Source organism: Pseudomonas protegens CHA0, assembly GCF_000397205.1.
Taxonomy (GTDB): domain Bacteria; phylum Pseudomonadota; class Gammaproteobacteria; order Pseudomonadales; family Pseudomonadaceae; genus Aquipseudomonas; species Aquipseudomonas protegens.
The window spans coordinates 4,933,802-4,948,900 of record NC_021237.1 but is presented as its reverse complement, the minus strand read 5'-3'; the positions used below and the strand labels follow the sequence as shown (position 1 = coordinate 4,948,900).

General features: G+C 59.9%; 13 protein-coding genes. 10 read left to right on the top strand and 3 right to left on the bottom strand.

The features are described 5' to 3' along the window. Nucleotides 1-5: 5 nt before the first annotated feature. From PFLCHA0_RS21855 to PFLCHA0_RS21845, 3 genes are all read left to right on the top strand, one after another. Nucleotides 6-1,994, top strand: a complete 1,989-nt coding sequence (locus PFLCHA0_RS21855; protein ID WP_015636563.1) for a polysaccharide biosynthesis protein — start codon at nt 6-8, stop codon at nt 1,992-1,994. 110 nt (nt 1,995-2,104) lie between these two features. Further along, nucleotides 2,105-2,434 carry a ComEA family DNA-binding protein gene (locus PFLCHA0_RS21850; RefSeq protein WP_015636562.1) on the top strand — a complete coding sequence of 110 codons (330 nt, stop codon included), beginning with the start codon at nt 2,105-2,107 and terminating at the stop codon, nt 2,432-2,434. 201 nt (nt 2,435-2,635) lie between these two features. Then, a complete protein-coding gene (locus tag PFLCHA0_RS21845; protein WP_015636561.1) occupies nt 2,636-3,430 on the top strand; it encodes an SDR family NAD(P)-dependent oxidoreductase in 795 nt (264 codons plus the stop codon). Between the two features lie 25 nt (nt 3,431-3,455). Here PFLCHA0_RS21845 and PFLCHA0_RS21840 read toward each other — a convergent pair whose 3' ends face one another. Beyond that, nucleotides 3,456-4,016: a TetR/AcrR family transcriptional regulator gene (locus PFLCHA0_RS21840; protein WP_011062574.1), complete on the bottom strand. Its 561-nt coding sequence runs from the start codon at nt 4,014-4,016 to the stop codon at nt 3,456-3,458. A gap of 191 nt (nt 4,017-4,207) precedes the next feature. On the opposite strand from PFLCHA0_RS21840, the gene PFLCHA0_RS21835 reads away from it, so the two are divergent. Both PFLCHA0_RS21835 and PFLCHA0_RS21830 read left to right on the top strand, forming a co-directional pair. Beyond that, the gene (locus tag PFLCHA0_RS21835; protein ID WP_015636560.1) at nt 4,208-4,861 is read left to right on the top strand and encodes a GntR family transcriptional regulator; all 654 of its coding nucleotides are present in this window, start codon (nt 4,208-4,210) and stop codon (nt 4,859-4,861) included. Between the two features lie 15 nt (nt 4,862-4,876). Next, entirely contained in the window at nt 4,877-5,728 is an 852-nt protein-coding gene (locus PFLCHA0_RS21830; RefSeq protein ID WP_011062572.1) for an urea carboxylase-associated family protein, read from the top strand. 44 nt (nt 5,729-5,772) lie between these two features. Here PFLCHA0_RS21830 and PFLCHA0_RS31365 read toward each other — a convergent pair whose 3' ends face one another. Both PFLCHA0_RS31365 and eat read right to left on the bottom strand, forming a co-directional pair. Then, complete coding sequence (locus tag PFLCHA0_RS31365) at nt 5,773-5,940, bottom strand: DUF2897 family protein (RefSeq protein WP_011062571.1); 168 nt, start codon at nt 5,938-5,940, stop codon at nt 5,773-5,775. A 132-nt stretch (nt 5,941-6,072) separates the two neighbouring features. Then, nucleotides 6,073-7,437 carry an ethanolamine permease gene (gene eat, locus PFLCHA0_RS21825; protein WP_015636559.1) on the bottom strand — a complete coding sequence of 455 codons (1,365 nt, stop codon included), beginning with the start codon at nt 7,435-7,437 and terminating at the stop codon, nt 6,073-6,075. A gap of 342 nt (nt 7,438-7,779) precedes the next feature. Here eat and kdpF point away from each other — a divergent pair, with 342 nt between their 5' ends. The 5 genes from kdpF to PFLCHA0_RS21800 all read left to right on the top strand — a co-directional run bounded on the left by kdpF (nt 7,780) and on the right by PFLCHA0_RS21800 (nt 15,027). Then, nucleotides 7,780-7,869 carry a K(+)-transporting ATPase subunit F gene (gene kdpF, locus PFLCHA0_RS21820; RefSeq protein ID WP_019092894.1) on the top strand — a complete coding sequence of 30 codons (90 nt, stop codon included), beginning with the start codon at nt 7,780-7,782 and terminating at the stop codon, nt 7,867-7,869. An 11-nt stretch (nt 7,870-7,880) separates the two neighbouring features. After that, nucleotides 7,881-9,575: a potassium-transporting ATPase subunit KdpA gene (gene kdpA, locus PFLCHA0_RS21815; protein WP_015636557.1), complete on the top strand. Its 1,695-nt coding sequence runs from the start codon at nt 7,881-7,883 to the stop codon at nt 9,573-9,575. Between the two features lie 10 nt (nt 9,576-9,585). After that, complete coding sequence (gene kdpB / locus PFLCHA0_RS21810) at nt 9,586-11,670, top strand: potassium-transporting ATPase subunit KdpB (RefSeq protein WP_011062568.1); 2,085 nt, start codon at nt 9,586-9,588, stop codon at nt 11,668-11,670. 36 nt (nt 11,671-11,706) lie between these two features. Next, complete coding sequence (kdpC, locus tag PFLCHA0_RS21805; protein ID WP_015636555.1) at nt 11,707-12,252, top strand: potassium-transporting ATPase subunit KdpC; 546 nt, start codon at nt 11,707-11,709, stop codon at nt 12,250-12,252. Nucleotides 12,253-12,375: 123 nt separating this feature from the next. After that, entirely contained in the window at nt 12,376-15,027 is a 2,652-nt protein-coding gene (locus PFLCHA0_RS21800) for a sensor histidine kinase (RefSeq protein ID WP_015636554.1), read from the top strand. The last annotated feature ends 72 nt before the right edge of the window (nt 15,028-15,099 follow it).

Here is a 15,099-nt window from a genome sequence, read left to right as displayed (position 1 = left end):
TTAGTATGTTTCGTCAGTGGTTGCTTGAGCTTCCGAGGCGCCAAAAACGCTTGATCCAAGTCGCAGTAGATACTGTGCTTGTCTGGCTTGCGTTGTGGTTAGCGTTCCTTGTACGTCTTGGCATTGATGAAATTGCCAATCCATTAGAGGCGCACCCATGGCTTTTCCTGTTTGCACCTTTAGTTTCTATTCCACTATTCATCCATTTCGGTCTATATCGAGCAGTTTTACGTTATTTTGGTACCGATGCACTCATCGCTATTACTAAGGCTGTGACGTTGTCTGCGTTGGTAATGGGGGTTATTGTTTATGTTTATAGTAATCATAAGTTTGTAGTTCCTCGTTCTATTGTTTTTAATTTCTGGTGGTTGAGCCTCATCATGATTGGAGGCTTGCGCTTAGCAATGCGTCAATACTTTCTTGATGATTGGTTTTCTACAACACAACACATGCCTTTCTCCAATACAGATAATAATCTTCCTAAAGTTGCTATTTATGGAGCAGGCGCTGCTGGTAATCAACTGGTTGCGGCGTTGAGGATGGGGCGAGCAATGCGTCCTGTTGCTTTTATTGACGATGATAAGAGCATTGCAGACAGGGTAATCGCCGGACTACATGTTTATCAGCCCAAAAATATTCAACGAATGATTGATGCAACTGGAGCGCAGGAAGTTCTTTTGGCCATTCCTTCTTCAAGCCGTGGGCGTCGTCGTGAAATCTTGAGCTTTCTTGAAAACTATCCTTTTCATGTTCGAAGTGTTCCCGGGTTTATGGATCTCGCCAGTGGCCGAGTGAAAGTTGATGATATTCAGGCTGTTGATATTGCTGATTTGTTAGGACGTGACGCAGTTCCGGCTCAAGAGGATTTGCTTGAACGCTGTGTGACGAAGAAGGTAGTTCTTGTAACTGGCGCCGGAGGATCCATTGGCTCCGAGCTATGTCGGCAAATATTGCTTCTTCGTCCTACTGTATTGTTGTTGTTCGAGCATAGCGAGTTTAATCTCTATAGTATTTTTTCCGAGTTAGAAGGGCGTGTTGCTCGTGAGTCACTTTCCGTAAAGGTATTACCTATTCTTGGCACTATAAAAAGTCATGAAAAGCTCGTTGATATAATGACTACCTGGAAAGTTAATACAGTTTACCATGCTGCGGCTTATAAGCATGTCCCAATGGTAGAACATAATATTTCCGAAGGCTTTTTTAATAATGTAATCGGCACGCTTAATACAGCCCAGGCAGCATTGATATCTGGTGTTACAGATTTTGTCTTGATATCTACAGATAAGGCAGTTCGTCCCACCAATATAATGGGAAGCACTAAACGCTTGGCTGAGCTGACGTTACAAGCACTTAGTCGAGAAAAAGATCCAGTTTTATTTGATGTGGCTGGTTGTGAACAGATAAGAAACAACACTCGATTTACAATGGTTCGTTTCGGTAATGTTTTGGGCTCTTCAGGTTCTGTAATTCCATTGTTTCATAAACAAATACAGTCTGGTGGCCCCTTGACTGTTACTCACCCTAAAATTACTCGATATTTCATGACCATTCCTGAAGCTGCACAGCTAGTTATTCAAGCGGGGTCGATGGGCTTGGGCGGGGATGTATTTGTATTGGATATGGGAGAACCGGTAAAAATTGTAGAACTGGCTGAGAAAATGATTCATCTCTCAGGTCTGACTGTTCGCTCGGAAAAAATGCCTCATGGCGATATTGCTATCGAATTTACCGGGTTGAGGCCCGGTGAGAAACTTTACGAAGAGCTATTAATAGGTGATAACGTTTCTATCACTCCACACCCGATGATTATGACAGCTAATGAAGATTATTTGCCTTGGGGTGTGTTGAAAACTAACCTAGCTAAGATGCTCGAGTCTGTTCATCAAGATGATTACGTCACATTCCGCCAATTGTTGCGTGAAACAGTGAGTGGCTATACGCCAGACGGTGAAATTGTCGATTGGATTTATCAACAACGCCGTTTACAACCATAAGTTTACATAAACAGTAACCATCTACATTTTGACTTGTCCCCTGCATCACCTAGGTTTGGAAGGCAGCTTTGGAAAGCTGCTTTCCTTACTCGATGTCATGGAGCGTCACTATGCGTAACTCTTTTTTCACCTCATTGATCTTTGCTTTTCTCGCCAGCTTTGCACTTGTCACTCAAGCAGCGCCGGGTCCCCAGACCCAGCCCAGTTCTGCGCAAGTGGCGGAGCAGGCGCCGATTCAAGCGAGCAAGGTCAACCTCAATACGGCGGATGAGGCTGTGCTGCAACGCGAGCTTTTTGGGGTGGGGGCTGCCAAGGCCAAGGCGATTGTCGCTTATCGGGAAGAAAATGGGCCCTTTGCTTCGGTGGACGAGTTGCTGGAGGTCAAGGGGATTGGCAGGGCAATTCTGGAACGAAATCTGGATAAGCTCGAAGTCAATTGAGTTCTCCCGCATAACGTTTGAAGGCCGGTCTCTGACCGGCCTTTTGCATTTCATGAGTGGGGTAGCTGACAGTGAATCTCTATCGCCTGGATTGATTATTTTCATGATGGCTCGAAAATATTATGGCAATAATATTTTTGGGCGCCAAATGTTTCTGGCCGAAGGCGCTCATTACTTTCATGCATTGTCAGGAGTCCAGCTATGAGTTCGATTCAATCCCAAGGTACAGCATTGGTCACTGGGGCCTCATCCGGTATTGGAGCGGTTTATGCCGAGCGACTGGCAGAGCGAGGTTTTGATTTGTTGCTGGTTGCTCGGGATGAGGGACGTTTGAAGGTGGCAGCCAATGCGTTGAGCGATAAATATAACGTGCAAGTGGAGGTGTTGAAGGCGGATTTGACGCTCAAGAAGGACTTACTGAATGTCGAGCGACGTTTGCGCGACGACTCCCGTATCAGCTTGCTGCTGAACAATGCGGGAGTAGCTGCCAACGGGGCTTTGGCTGGCGCCGATCTGGATCAGATGGAGCACATGATTCAGCTCAATGTAGTGGCACTGACCCGGCTGGCCGGGGTGGCTGCAACGAGTTTCTCTGCGACTGGGCGTGGGGCGATTATCAATATTGCCTCGGTGGTGGCCTTGATTCCTGAGCGTTTCAACGCGACTTATAGTGCAACCAAGGCATATGTACTCAGTTTGACTCAGTCGCTGCAGGCTGAGTTGAAGGGCAGCGGGGTTCGTGTACAGGCTGTCTTGCCGGGTGTCACTCGTACCGAAATCTGGGAGCGTTCAGGGCTCGATGCCAAGGCCATTCCGGCGGAAATGGTGATGGAGGTACAGGAGATGGTCGATGCGGCGTTGAGCGGCTTGGATCAGGGTGAGTTGATTACATTGCCTTCGCTACCCGATCCTGCGGATTGGCAGGCTTTGGTGGCGGCGCGCTTGGCTCTTGGCCCCAATCTGTCCAGGAGCAGTGCGGCCGCTCGCTATAAATAAGAAGAGTAGGTTGGAGCGGATCGCTTCAGCGCCGCTCCTGTTGCTTCAGGCCCTCGCGAACCACCTCCAGTATCCGAGTTCCCAACTCCGGGTTTTCCACGCTGCGAGAAAGCATGAGTGCACCGACCAAGGTGGACATGAGCATCAGACTTCGCTCGGCTTTCTGTTCGCCTTCCAGCACCGATTCTAGTTGTTCGAGCCTGGTGTTGAGCACCTCATCTGTAGTCGCACTGGGTTGCCCGCGCTGGCCGAGTTCCGAGCTCATGGTCGGTAGCGGGCAGCCTTGATGAGGGGACTTCTGGTGCCACTCGCAGAGGTAGTTATCGATAAAGGCTGGCAGTGGATGCTCTTGTGCGAACAGTGCAGCGCAATGGGCGTCCAGCTCTTGGGCGGCGGCGCGCAGGGCTTCTTCTACCAGTTCATCCTTGGACTTGAAGTGGGAATAGAAGCCGCCATGGGTCAACCCCAGGGCTTTCATCAGGGGCTGTAGACCTGTTGCACCTATCCCGTCACGCCGAAAACGTTCTGAAGCTTCCTTGATAATGCGTTGATGAGTCTGGGCTTTATGGTCTGGCGAGTAACGCATTTGAGAAACCTCCGCAACTAGAAGACCATTTTAACCAAGGATTCTCAGATCATGCCCCTACTTCTAGGCAGGGATTGTCAGCGTTGACAGCTTCCCGACAGCTTTTCGTGAGGGCATAAGGGGTGATTGAAGTTGGCACGATAAGTGATTACCTGCTGTTCATAAATTGTTGAACAATCGTGAGGTGCCCCATGAGCGACGGACTATCCCTGGCGGATCACATTACTGTGGAACTGCGGGCTGACATCATCGGTGGTCGTTTATTGCCCGGAATGGCGCTGGTGGAAAGCGAGCTGGTCAGTGCCTATAGCGCCTCACGCAATACCATCCGTGAAGCCCTGCACCGCCTGGGGCAGGAAGGGTTGACCTGGTACGTGCGGCACAAAGGCGTGGTGGTCCGTCGCCTTGGTGCTGATGACGTGCGGGATCTGTTCCGAGTGCGCCGTACCCTGGAGTTGCAGGCCATCGCCAATGCTCGCCCGCTACGCGAGTACCAGTCCGATCGCATGCTCGATGCCATGGAAGCGGCGGAGCTTGCCCGGGAGCGCGAGGACTGGCGCGCCGTGGGAACCCATGGCCTGCGTTTTCACCAGCATGTGGTGGGGTTGCTGGGCTCGCCACTATTCGATGAGTTCTTCACCAACGTGGTGGCGCAGTTGCGCCTGGTGTTTTGTACGGCGCCGGATGAGGCGCGGTTTCAGGCGCCCTGGCTGGTCCGCGACCGACAGATCCATGAATGGCTTCTGGAGGGTGACAAGGCGGCCGCCATCGAGGCCATGGAGTTGTATCTGGACGACTCGGAGCGCCTGCTGTTGGACATGCTCGACCAATCCCTGTGTCACTGAATGAGGGCGATACCCATGTACAAAGACTATCCAGCGGCTTATCAGGTCAGCAAAGGTTCGGCGCTACAGGTGGACAAGGCGTTTTACGAACGCATTCGGCACAATCAGGGCCAACGCCATCTGATCGAGCAGTTCGAGGTTCCGATCCGTACCGGACGCGCCTGGAAGGTGCCCGCCGGGCACGTATTTCGGGTGACCACCCCGGTAGGGCCGCAGGTGGGCGACTTCAACGTATGGAATGCCAACGATCCACGTGAGCGCCTCTGGGCTGCGCGCACCCGGCAGTTGCAGGGGGCGCATGTCAGTACCCACGACCGGCTCTGGTCGAACCTGCCTTTTCTGCGGCCGCTGGTGACCATCACCGATGACAGTCTGGCCCATTACGGCATCGACGAGCATGGTGGCCGCCTGCACGATCTATTGGGCACCCGTTGCGACCCCTATGTGAATCGCATGCTTACCGGCGAGGACTTTCACCATCACTGCCATTCCAACCTGACGCGGGCAGTGCTGCCTCATGGCCTGACCGAGTTCGATGTGCATGATGTGTTGAACATCTTCCAGTGCACGGGCCTGAACCATGACGACATGTACTTCATGAAGGCCTGCCCGGCGCAGAAGGGGGATTATCTGGAGTTCTTCGCCGAAATCGACCTGCTCTGTGCATTGTCGACCTGTCCGGGCGGAGATCTGTCCTTGCCGATGTGGGGGCCTGAAGCTCAGGATCCGTTAAGCGTGTGCCGTCCACTGGGAGTGGAAATCTATCGTCTGGACGAATCGCTGCTCGAAGGCTGGAGCCAGCCGCAACGTGCAGCCTATAAGGGCCAGCATGGGTTGCACATTGCCAAGGCCGAATGGGAGCGCTGAGCTTCCAGGCAGCCCCTGCACGTTAGGGTGAAGGGGCTGTAGGCTTAACGATCCTGCGCTTCCTTGGCATCCATTTGTGCGTTGCGCTCGGCCACGCGCTTGCGTTGCTCATCGGTCAGCTCGACCTTGTTGGCGGTGTCGCGCAGCATCATCAAGCCGCCAACGATAGAACCGATAGCAACCACCAGAATCAACCAGGCATACCAGGGCATAGGGCTCTCCTTAATGGGCAGTAGCCCGCAGGCGAAGGTTCGCCTTCGGGCCTGCCTATAACGCTTTGAGTTAAAGCGCTTCGCAGTGGTTCCATTGTATGCCTGATCCGCCTGGTGCGAGCAGAGCGCGGTTCAACGGCCGGTGAGCATGGCGTCCACCGGTGCGTCGGCCCGCAGTTGCCCGGTCAGCAGGAAGTAGATGAAGCCCAGGGCCATGAACACCAGAAATATCAGGCCGATCAGGGCATTGAACCAGGCCATGGCCACCAGGCAGACCGCGGCCAGTGCCAGGGCGATGGCCGGCACCAGCGGGTAGCCCGGGGCGCGGAAGCTGCGTGGCAGATTCGGTTCCGCCCTGCGCAGTTTGAACAGGCTGAGCATGCTCATGATGTACATCACGATGGCACCGAACACCGCCATGTTGATCATGGCGGCAGTGAGGGTCATGCCGCCAAGGTTGATCAGGCCATCGCTGTAGATGGCGGCGATGCCGATCAGGCCGCCGGCGGTGATCGCCCGATGTGGCGTCTGAAAGCGCGACAGCCTGGCCAGGGAGGCAGGCAGGTAACCGGCCCGGGCCAGGGCGAAGAACTGGCGCGAGTAGCCGAGGATGATCCCGTGGAAACTTGCCACCAGGCCGAACAGGCCGATCCATACGAGCATGTGCAGCCAGCCGGAACTGTCACCCACAACGGTCTTCATCGCCTGGGGCAGCGGGTCGTTGATGTTCGACAAGCTGCGCCAGTCCCCCACGCCGCCGGCGAAGAACATCACCCCCATGGCCAGCAGCACCAGGGTCAGGATGCCGCTGATATAGGCTTTGGGAATGGTGCGCTTGGGGTCCTTGGCTTCTTCGGCAGCCATGGCCGCGCCTTCGATGGCCAGGAAGAACCAGATGGCGAAGGGAATGGCGGCGAACATCCCGGCAATTGCCGGGGCGCCGAAGGCGTCGGCGCCTGCCCAGCCGTTGAGGGCGAAATTGCTGAAGCTGAAGGCCGGGGCCACCACGCCCATGAACACCAGGAGTTCGGCCACCGCCAGCACGCAGACCACCAGTTCAAAGGTGGCTGCCAGTTTCACCCCGAGAATGTTCAGGCCCATGAATACGATGTAGGCGCCAACCGCGGCATGTTTCGGATCCAGGGCCGGGAATTGCACGTTCAGGTAAGCGCCGATGGCCAGGGCGATGGCGGGAGGGGCGAAGACGAATTCGATCAGGGTGGCCAGCCCCGCGATCAAGCCGCCTTTTTCACCAAAGGCGCGACGGCTGTAGGCAAACGGGCCGCCGGCGTGGGGAATCGCTGTGGTCAGCTCGGTGAAACTGAATATAAAGCAGGTATACATGGTCGCCACCATCAGCGAGGTCACGAGAAACCCCAGGGTTCCTGCCACGCCCCAGCCATAGCTCCAGCCGAAGTACTCCCCGGAAATCACCAGTCCGACTGCGATGCCCCATAAATGCAGCGTGCCCAAGGTGGGCTTGAGTTGTGTATTCATCGGTTGCTCCCTGAACGATTAGGACGTGCTCGCGGCTGTTCTGTGCAGTGCCCATGCCAGTTCCTGGAACACCGTCGTAAAGCACGAAAAGCTGTCGTATCGAGGATGTTTCGCCGATTTTTAGCACTATTGACCTTCAGTGAATGGGGGCGTGATGCCTCGCATCGGGGCAGCCGCGCTCCAGAGGCGAGCGATGCGCTTCATCGCCCCTCGTAAAGGCTGGATGACGCCAGTCTTTACGCTTTCTTTATGTGCTGCCCGCCCCGTCGATCTCGTTCCTTTACAGGCACCCTGCGGACAATGCCTGCATTCGCGGCAATCGCCGTACCACGGAGACATTCCATGAACATTCTGGACGCGGTGTCGCTGCTGCTGGCAGTGGGCCTGTTCATTTATCTATTGGTTGCGCTGCTGCGCGCGGATCGGAACTAGGAGCTGCGGTTATGCACAGTTATGACTATTGGCTGATCCTCGCCTTCTTCGCTCTGGTGCTGTTGCCCGCACCTTGGCTGGGGCGCTTCTACTACCGGGTGATGGAGGGCCAGCGCACCTGGCTGACCCCGGTTCTGGGCCCGGTGGAGCGTGTCTGCTATCGAATCTCCGGGGTCGATCCACAGGTTGAGCAGAGCTGGCAGAAATACACCCTGGCTCTGCTGGCCTTCAACCTGGCGGGGTTTGTCCTGCTGTTTGCTATCTTGCTGTTTCAGGATCACCTGCCGCTCAATCCGCAGCATCTTCCGGGGCAGGAATGGACGCTGGCGTTCAACACCGCCGTCAGTTTCATGACCAACACCAACTGGCAGTCCTACAGCGGCGAAGCCTCCCTGAGCTACCTCAGCCAGATGGTCGGCCTTACCGTGCAGAACTTCGTCAGCGCTGCCACCGGGCTGGCGGTGCTGGTTGCCTTGTGCCGCGGCATTGGCCGGCGTTCGGTGCGCACCCTGGGCAACTTCTGGGTCGATATGACCCGCGCCACCCTCTACGGCCTGCTGCCGCTGTGCCTGCTGCTGGCGCTGTTCCTGGTCTGGCAGGGCGTACCCCAGACCTTTGCCCATTACGTGGATGCCCTGACCCTGCAGGGCAATGACCAGGTCATTCCGCTGGGCCCGGCCGCCAGCCAGATTGCCATCAAACAGTTGGGCACTAACGGTGGCGGTTTCTTCGGCGTCAACTCGGCGCACCCGTTCGAGAACCCCACGGCCTGGAGCAATCTGTTCGAACTGGTATCGATCATCCTGATTCCGGTGGCCCTGGTGTTCACCTTCGGCCATTACGTCAAGGACCTGCGTCAGAGCCGGGCGATCATCGCCTGCATGTTCGCCTTGTTCCTGATCGGCGGTGCTACCTCGCTGTGGGCGGAGTATCAACCCAACCCGGCCTTACAGAACGCAGCGGTAGAGCAGGCTGCGCCCCTGGAAGGCAAGGAAGCCCGCTTCGGTACTACCGCCACGGTGCTCTGGTCGGTGACCACCACTGCGGCCTCCAACGGTTCGGTGAATGGCATGCACGACAGCCTCAACCCGCTGAGCGGTATGGTGGCGCTGATCAACATGATGGTCGGCGAAGTGATCTTCGGCGGCGTCGGCGCGGGCCTCTACGGCATGTTGCTGAACGTGTTGATCGCAGTGTTCCTGGCCGGGCTGATGATCGGTCGCACCCCGGAATACCTGGGCAAGAAGCTACAGGCCAAGGAGGTGCAGTTGCTGGTAGTGACCCTGATGGTGATGCCCATCGGCGTCCTGGTGCTGGGCGCCCTGGCCGCCAGCTTGCCGGGGCCGGCAGCAGCCATCAGCAACCCGGGGCCCCATGGCTTCAGTCAACTGCTCTACGCCTACACCTCGGCCAGCGCCAACAACGGCTCGGCGTTCGGTGGCTTCAGCGCCAATACCCCGTTCCATAACCTGATGCTGGGCCTGGGCATGCTGATCGGTCGCTTTGGCTACATCCTGCCGGTGCTGGCCCTGGCCGGCAGCCTGGCGATGAAGAAGACCGCACCCATCGGCCAGAACAGTTTTCCCACCCATGGCCCGCTGTTCGTGGCCTTGCTGACCGTGACCATCTTGCTGGTGGGCGGCCTGACCTTCCTGCCGACCCTGGCGCTGGGCCCAATCGCCGAACACCTGAGCATGGGCTTCTGAGGACCTGATGATGAATATGCATGTTCCTGCCTCGAACAAAGCCGCCGATGCGCTCGCCAAGAGCCAGCCGGCCAAGGCCGAAGTGGCGAGTACCGCAATCTCGGCCCTGTGGCGCCCGGCGCTGATCCAGGCTTTCGTCAAGCTTGACCCGCGCCAGTTGCAGCGCTCGCCAGTGATGCTGGTGGTGGAACTGACAGCGATCCTGACCACCGTGCTGTGTTTCATTCCGGACACCGCAGTGCCGACCTTCGTCGCCGCCCAGATTGCTCTCTGGCTGTGGTTCACGGTGCTCTTTGCCAACTTCGCCGAGGCCCTGGCGGAAGGCCGCGGCAAGGCTCGCGCCGACAGCCTCAAGGCCGGTAGCGAGGGCTTGAGCGCCCGCCGCCGGGCCGGCGACGGCAGCTATCAGTTGGTGCCAGCGGTCAATCTGCGCAAAGGCGACGTGGTGCGGGTCGAAGCCGGCGAAATGATTCCCGGCGATGGCGAGGTGATCGAAGGTATCGCCGCGGTCAACGAAGCGGCAATCACCGGTGAATCGGCTCCGGTGATCCGGGAATCCGGCGGTGATCGTTCGGCGGTGACCGGCAATACCCGGCTGGTCTCCGACTGGCTGCTGGTGCGCATTACCAGCAACCCCGGCGAGTCGACCCTGGACCGCATGATCGCTCTGGTGGAAGGTGCCAAGCGGCAGAAGACACCGAACGAAGTGGCCCTGGATATCCTGCTGATCGGCCTGACCCTGATCTTCCTGCTGGTGGTGGTGACCCTGCAGCCCTTCGCCCACTTTGCCAATGGCAGCCTGCCGCTGGTGTTCCTGGTGGCGCTGCTGGTGACCCTGATCCCCACCACCATCGGCGGCCTGCTCTCGGCCATCGGGATCGCCGGTATGGACCGCCTGGTGCGCTTGAACGTGATCGCCAAGTCCGGGCGCGCGGTGGAGGCGGCGGGTGACGTGCACGTGTTGCTGCTGGACAAGACCGGCACCATCACTTTCGGTAACCGCCGTTGCAGCGCCATCTACCCGGCGCCGGGCGTCAGTGCCCAGGTACTGGCCGAAGCGGCCTTGATGGCCTCCCTGGCGGACGACACCGCTGAAGGCAAGTCCATCGTCGAGTACCTGCGGGAGCTTTATCCACAGCCCGAGCCGGGCAGCGATCTGCTGACGGCAGTGCCTTTCAGCGCTGAAACCCGGCTGTCCGGGGTCGATTACCAGGGCCGGGTCTATCGCAAGGGGGCAGTGGATTCGGTGTTGAGTTTCGTCGGCCTCAAACGCAGCGAGCTGGCACCGGCCCTGTCCCGGGAGATCGACAAGATCGCCCAGAGCGGCGGCACCCCGCTGCTGGTCTGTGCCGAGGGCCGGATGCTCGGCGCCATTCACCTCAAGGACGTGGTCAAGCCCGGCATTCGCGAGCGTTTCGCCGAGTTGCGCAAGCTGGGTATCCGTACCGTGATGGTGACCGGCGACAACCCGCTGACCGCCGCGGCCATTGCCGCCGAAGCCGGAGTCGACGATGTGCTGGCCGAGGCCACGCCGGAGAAGAAGCTGGCGCGCATTCGCCACGAGCAAAACGACGGGCGTCTGGTGGCCATGTGCGGTGATGGCGCCAACGACGCACCGGCATTGGCCCAGGCCGATGTCGGCATGGCCATGAACGACGGCACCCAGGCGGCGCGCGAGGCGGCCAACATGGTCGACCTGGACAGCGACCCGACCAAGCTGCTGGATGTGGTGCAGATCGGCAAGGAGCTGCTGGTGACCCGGGGTGCCCTGACCACCTTCTCCATCGCCAACGACGTGGCCAAGTACTTCGCCATCCTGCCGGCGCTGTTCGCGGCGATTTATCCACAGCTGGGGGTGCTCAACATCATGGGGCTGGCCAGCCCGCAGAGCGCAATCCTTTCGGCCATCGTGTTCAACGCCCTGATCATCGTGGTGCTGATCCCCCTGGCATTGCGTGGGGTGCGGGTACAGGCGGCCAGTGCCGCGCACCTGCTGCGGCGCAACCTGTTGATCTACGGCGTGGGTGGCATCGTCGTGCCCTTTGTCGGGATCAAGCTGATCGACATGCTGTTGACTGCGCTGCACCTGGTGTAACCGGCCTGCAGATCTGAACGAATCGAGGAGTGAGAAATGACTAGCGTAGTGCGTCCGGCCTTGAGCCTGATTGTGTTGATGACCCTGATCACCGGTGTGGCCTATCCCCTGGTGGTGACCGGCGTGGCCCAGTTGGCCTTCCCTGAACAGGCCAATGGCAGCCTGGTGCTCGATGCCGACGGCAGGGTGCGGGGTTCGGCCCTGATCGCCCAGGATTTCGTCGGTGATGCCTGGTTCCATCCGCGCCCTTCGGCGGGGGCCTTTGCCACGGTATCCAGCTCTGCCAGCAACCTGGCGCCGAGCAACCCGGCCCTGGCCACGCGGGTGATCGAGGATGCCGGCAAGCTCCTGGTACCGGGGCAGGGGCCGGTGCCCCTGGCATTGCTGACCACTTCGGGCAGCGGCCTCGATCCACACTTGCCACCGCAGGCAATTGACTATCAACTGGCGCGGGTCGCGGCGGCGCGCAACCTGTCGCCAGCCAAGTTGCAGGCCCTGGTGGACGCCCATATCGAGCAGCCGCTGGTGGGGCCGCCGGTGGTCAATGTACTGGCCCTGAACCTGGCCCTGGAACAGCTGTAGCCGCTGCCGAACCTGCGAGGCTGCAAAATGCCCCGCGGGGGCTTCCAGCCCCAGGGAGCGCTGGCAAACGCAACTGAAGTGAGCGCAGATTGAACCGAATGTCTTGTCGCAGAGAGATAACCCATGAGTGATTCCGGTCGCGCCGACGCGCTGCTAGCCGAGCTGCCACGGGACGGCCGCGGCCGACTCAAGGTGTTCCTGGGCGCCGCCCCCGGGGTTGGCAAGACCTACGCCATGCTTCAGGCGGCCCATAGCCAACTGCGCCAAGGGGTCAAGGTGCTTGCCGGGGTGGTGGAGACCCACGGCCGCGCCGAGACCGAAGCCTTGTTGAGCGGGCTGCCCCAGCAGCCCTTGGTGCGTTCGGAATACCGTGGCGTATTGCTGGAGGAAATGGACCTCGACGGCCTGCTCAAGGCCAAGCCCAAGCTGGTACTGGTGGACGAACTGGCCCACAGCAATGCCCCGGGCAGCCGGCACGCCAAGCGCTGGCAGGACATTCAGGAGTTGCTGGCGGCCGGGATCGACGTCTTCACCACGGTCAATGTCCAGCACCTGGAAAGCCTCAATGACCAGGTGCGCGGCATTACCGGGGTCCAGGTGCGCGAAACCCTGCCTGACTGGGTGTTGCAAGAGGCCTATGAGTTGCTGCTGGTGGACTTGCCGCCCCGAGAGCTGCTGGAGCGTCTGCGGGACGGCAAGGTCTACGTGCCGGAGCAGGCGCGGGCGGCCATCGATGCATTTTTCACCCAGACCAACCTCACCGCCCTGCGCGAACTGGCGATGCAGACCGCCGCCGCCCAGGTGGACAACGACCTGGCCCAGGGCTATCGCCAGTTGGGGCAGGCGGCACCGGCGGTGCGCGGGCGGCTGCTGGTGGGTATCGACGGCGATGCCCAGGCCGAGCGGCTGGTACGTCACGCCAGCCGTGTGGCTCAGCGTCGCCACCTGCCCTGGAGCCTGGTGCATGTGGATAACGGCCGGTTGCGCGACGAGCAGGCACGCTTGCGCTTGCAGGCCGCTCAACAACTGGCCGAGCGCCTGGGCGGGGAAGTGGTCCTGTTGCGTGCCGGCGAGGTGGCCAAGACCCTGATCCAGCACGCCGCGGAGCGTCGCGCCAGCCTGCTGCTGGTGGGGCAGTCCAGGCGCCGCTGGCGCCGGCGCTGGTTCGGTGGCGGCTTGGCGGCGCGCTTGCTGCGCAATGCCGATGGCCTGGAGATCAATGTCCTGGACAGCGAGCCCCAGCCCCATCAGCCGGGCCTGCGGGTCAAGCATTCGCTGATCTGGTTCGACTACGTCCTGGCAGTCCTGGCCACCCTCCTGGCCAGCGCCCTGGCCTGGGGGGTGGCCAGTGTCCTGCCGTTGCCGAACATCTCCCTGGTGTTCCTCGCCGCGGTGCTGCTGGTGGCAGTGCGCAGCAGCCTGGGGCCGGCCCTGGCTTGCGCGGCGCTGTCCTTTCTCAGTTATGACTTCCTGTTCATTCCGCCGAACTTCTCCCTGGCCATCCAGCGGGAAGAGGATGTGCTGACCCTGCTGTTCTTCCTGCTCATGGCCGCGCTGACCGGCAATCTGGCGGCCCGCCAGCGCCGGCAGTTGCAGGCCTTGCGCGATACCCAGGAGGAAACCGGCGAGCTCCTGGACCTGTCGCGCAAGTTGACTGCCGCCACTGACCGGCAAGCGGTGATCAGCGCCGCGGCCCAGCATTTGAATGGTCGCGACGAGTTGCGTGTCTGCCTGATCAACCGCGACGGGCAGGGTGGATGGAAAGTCGAGACCGGTGGTTCGCCGCAGTTCTCCGAGGCCGAGCGTGCGGCGGCCGACTGGGCCTGGCAGCATGACCAGCCGGCGGGGCTGGGCACCGGGACCTTGCCCTTTGGTCGATGGTGGTGGTGGCCGCTGTCGGTGGATGACGGGCCCCTGGGATTGCTCGGTGTCTGCCCCCGTGAGGGCGAGGAGTTCAGCGGCCAGCGCCGACGCCTGCTCACTGCGCTCAGCCAGCCACTGGCCCAGGCCCTGGCACGGGCGCGGCTGGCCGAGGACCTGGAAGCGGCGAGGCTGCACGGGGAGACCGAACAGTTGCGCAGCGCCTTGCTGGCTTCGGTATCCCATGACCTGCGCACACCGCTGACCTCAATGCGCGGCAGTATCGACAGCCTGCTGGCCCTGGGGGAAGCGATCCCCCTGGAAGATCGGCGAGAGCTGCTGGAGGGCACGCGGGATGAGGCCGAGCGCCTGGACCGCTATATACAGAACCTGCTGGACATGACCCGGCTCGGCCATGGGGCCCTGAAGCTGGCCCGGGACTGGGTCGCGCCGGGGGATATCGTCGGCAGTGCCCTGAACCGCCTGCGGGCGGTGCTGGCGCCGTTGCAGGTGGCCACCGAACTGCCAGCGGACTTGCCCTTGCTTTACGTCCATGCGGCGCTGATCGAGCAGGCGCTGGTCAATGTGCTGGAGAATGCTGCCCGCTTCTCGCCACCCCAGGGCCATCTGCAGTTGAAAGTCAGTGCCAGCGAGCAGGAATTGAGCTTCGCCGTCAGTGATGAGGGCCCGGGGATTCCCGAGGATGAGCGGGCAAAGATCTTCGACATGTTCTACACCGCTGCCCGTGGCGACCGCGGCGGGCAAGGCACCGGCCTGGGCCTGGCGATCTGCCAGGGCATGGTCGGCGCCCATGGCGGGCATATCAGTGTCGCCGAGGGCATTGGCGGCAAGGGGACATGCATCACCTTGCACCTGCCGTTGCAGACCCAGCCGGAGCTTGAGTCCGACCTGTGAATACCTGTAGAACGCGCTGCGGCCTTGCCGCGTCAGCGCCACACGGATGCGGCATGCCTTGCGCTACGCTTT

Bases quoted from the DNA above. Each gene is read 5' to 3' on its own strand.
- kdpF (WP_019092894.1), top strand. From the start codon at position 7,780: ATGAACATTCTGGACGCGGTGTCGCTGCTGCTGGCAGTGGGCCTGTTC.
- PFLCHA0_RS21830 (WP_011062572.1), top strand. From the start codon at position 4,877: ATGTACAAAGACTATCCAGCGGCTTATCAGGTCAGCAAAGGTTCGGCG.
- PFLCHA0_RS21835 (WP_015636560.1), top strand. From the start codon at position 4,208: ATGAGCGACGGACTATCCCTGGCGGATCACATTACTGTGGAACTGCGG.
- kdpC (WP_015636555.1), top strand. From the start codon at position 11,707: ATGACTAGCGTAGTGCGTCCGGCCTTGAGCCTGATTGTGTTGATGACC.
- PFLCHA0_RS21840 (WP_011062574.1), bottom strand. From the start codon at position 4,016: ATGCGTTACTCGCCAGACCATAAAGCCCAGACTCATCAACGCATTATC.
- PFLCHA0_RS21855 (WP_015636563.1), top strand. From the start codon at position 6: ATGTTTCGTCAGTGGTTGCTTGAGCTTCCGAGGCGCCAAAAACGCTTG.
- eat (WP_015636559.1), bottom strand. From the start codon at position 7,437: ATGAATACACAACTCAAGCCCACCTTGGGCACGCTGCATTTATGGGGC.
- kdpB (WP_011062568.1), top strand. From the start codon at position 9,586: ATGAATATGCATGTTCCTGCCTCGAACAAAGCCGCCGATGCGCTCGCC.
- kdpA (WP_015636557.1), top strand. From the start codon at position 7,881: ATGCACAGTTATGACTATTGGCTGATCCTCGCCTTCTTCGCTCTGGTG.
- PFLCHA0_RS21845 (WP_015636561.1), top strand. From the start codon at position 2,636: ATGAGTTCGATTCAATCCCAAGGTACAGCATTGGTCACTGGGGCCTCA.
- PFLCHA0_RS31365 (WP_011062571.1), bottom strand. From the start codon at position 5,940: ATGCCCTGGTATGCCTGGTTGATTCTGGTGGTTGCTATCGGTTCTATC.
- PFLCHA0_RS21800 (WP_015636554.1), top strand. From the start codon at position 12,376: ATGAGTGATTCCGGTCGCGCCGACGCGCTGCTAGCCGAGCTGCCACGG.
- PFLCHA0_RS21850 (WP_015636562.1), top strand. From the start codon at position 2,105: ATGCGTAACTCTTTTTTCACCTCATTGATCTTTGCTTTTCTCGCCAGC.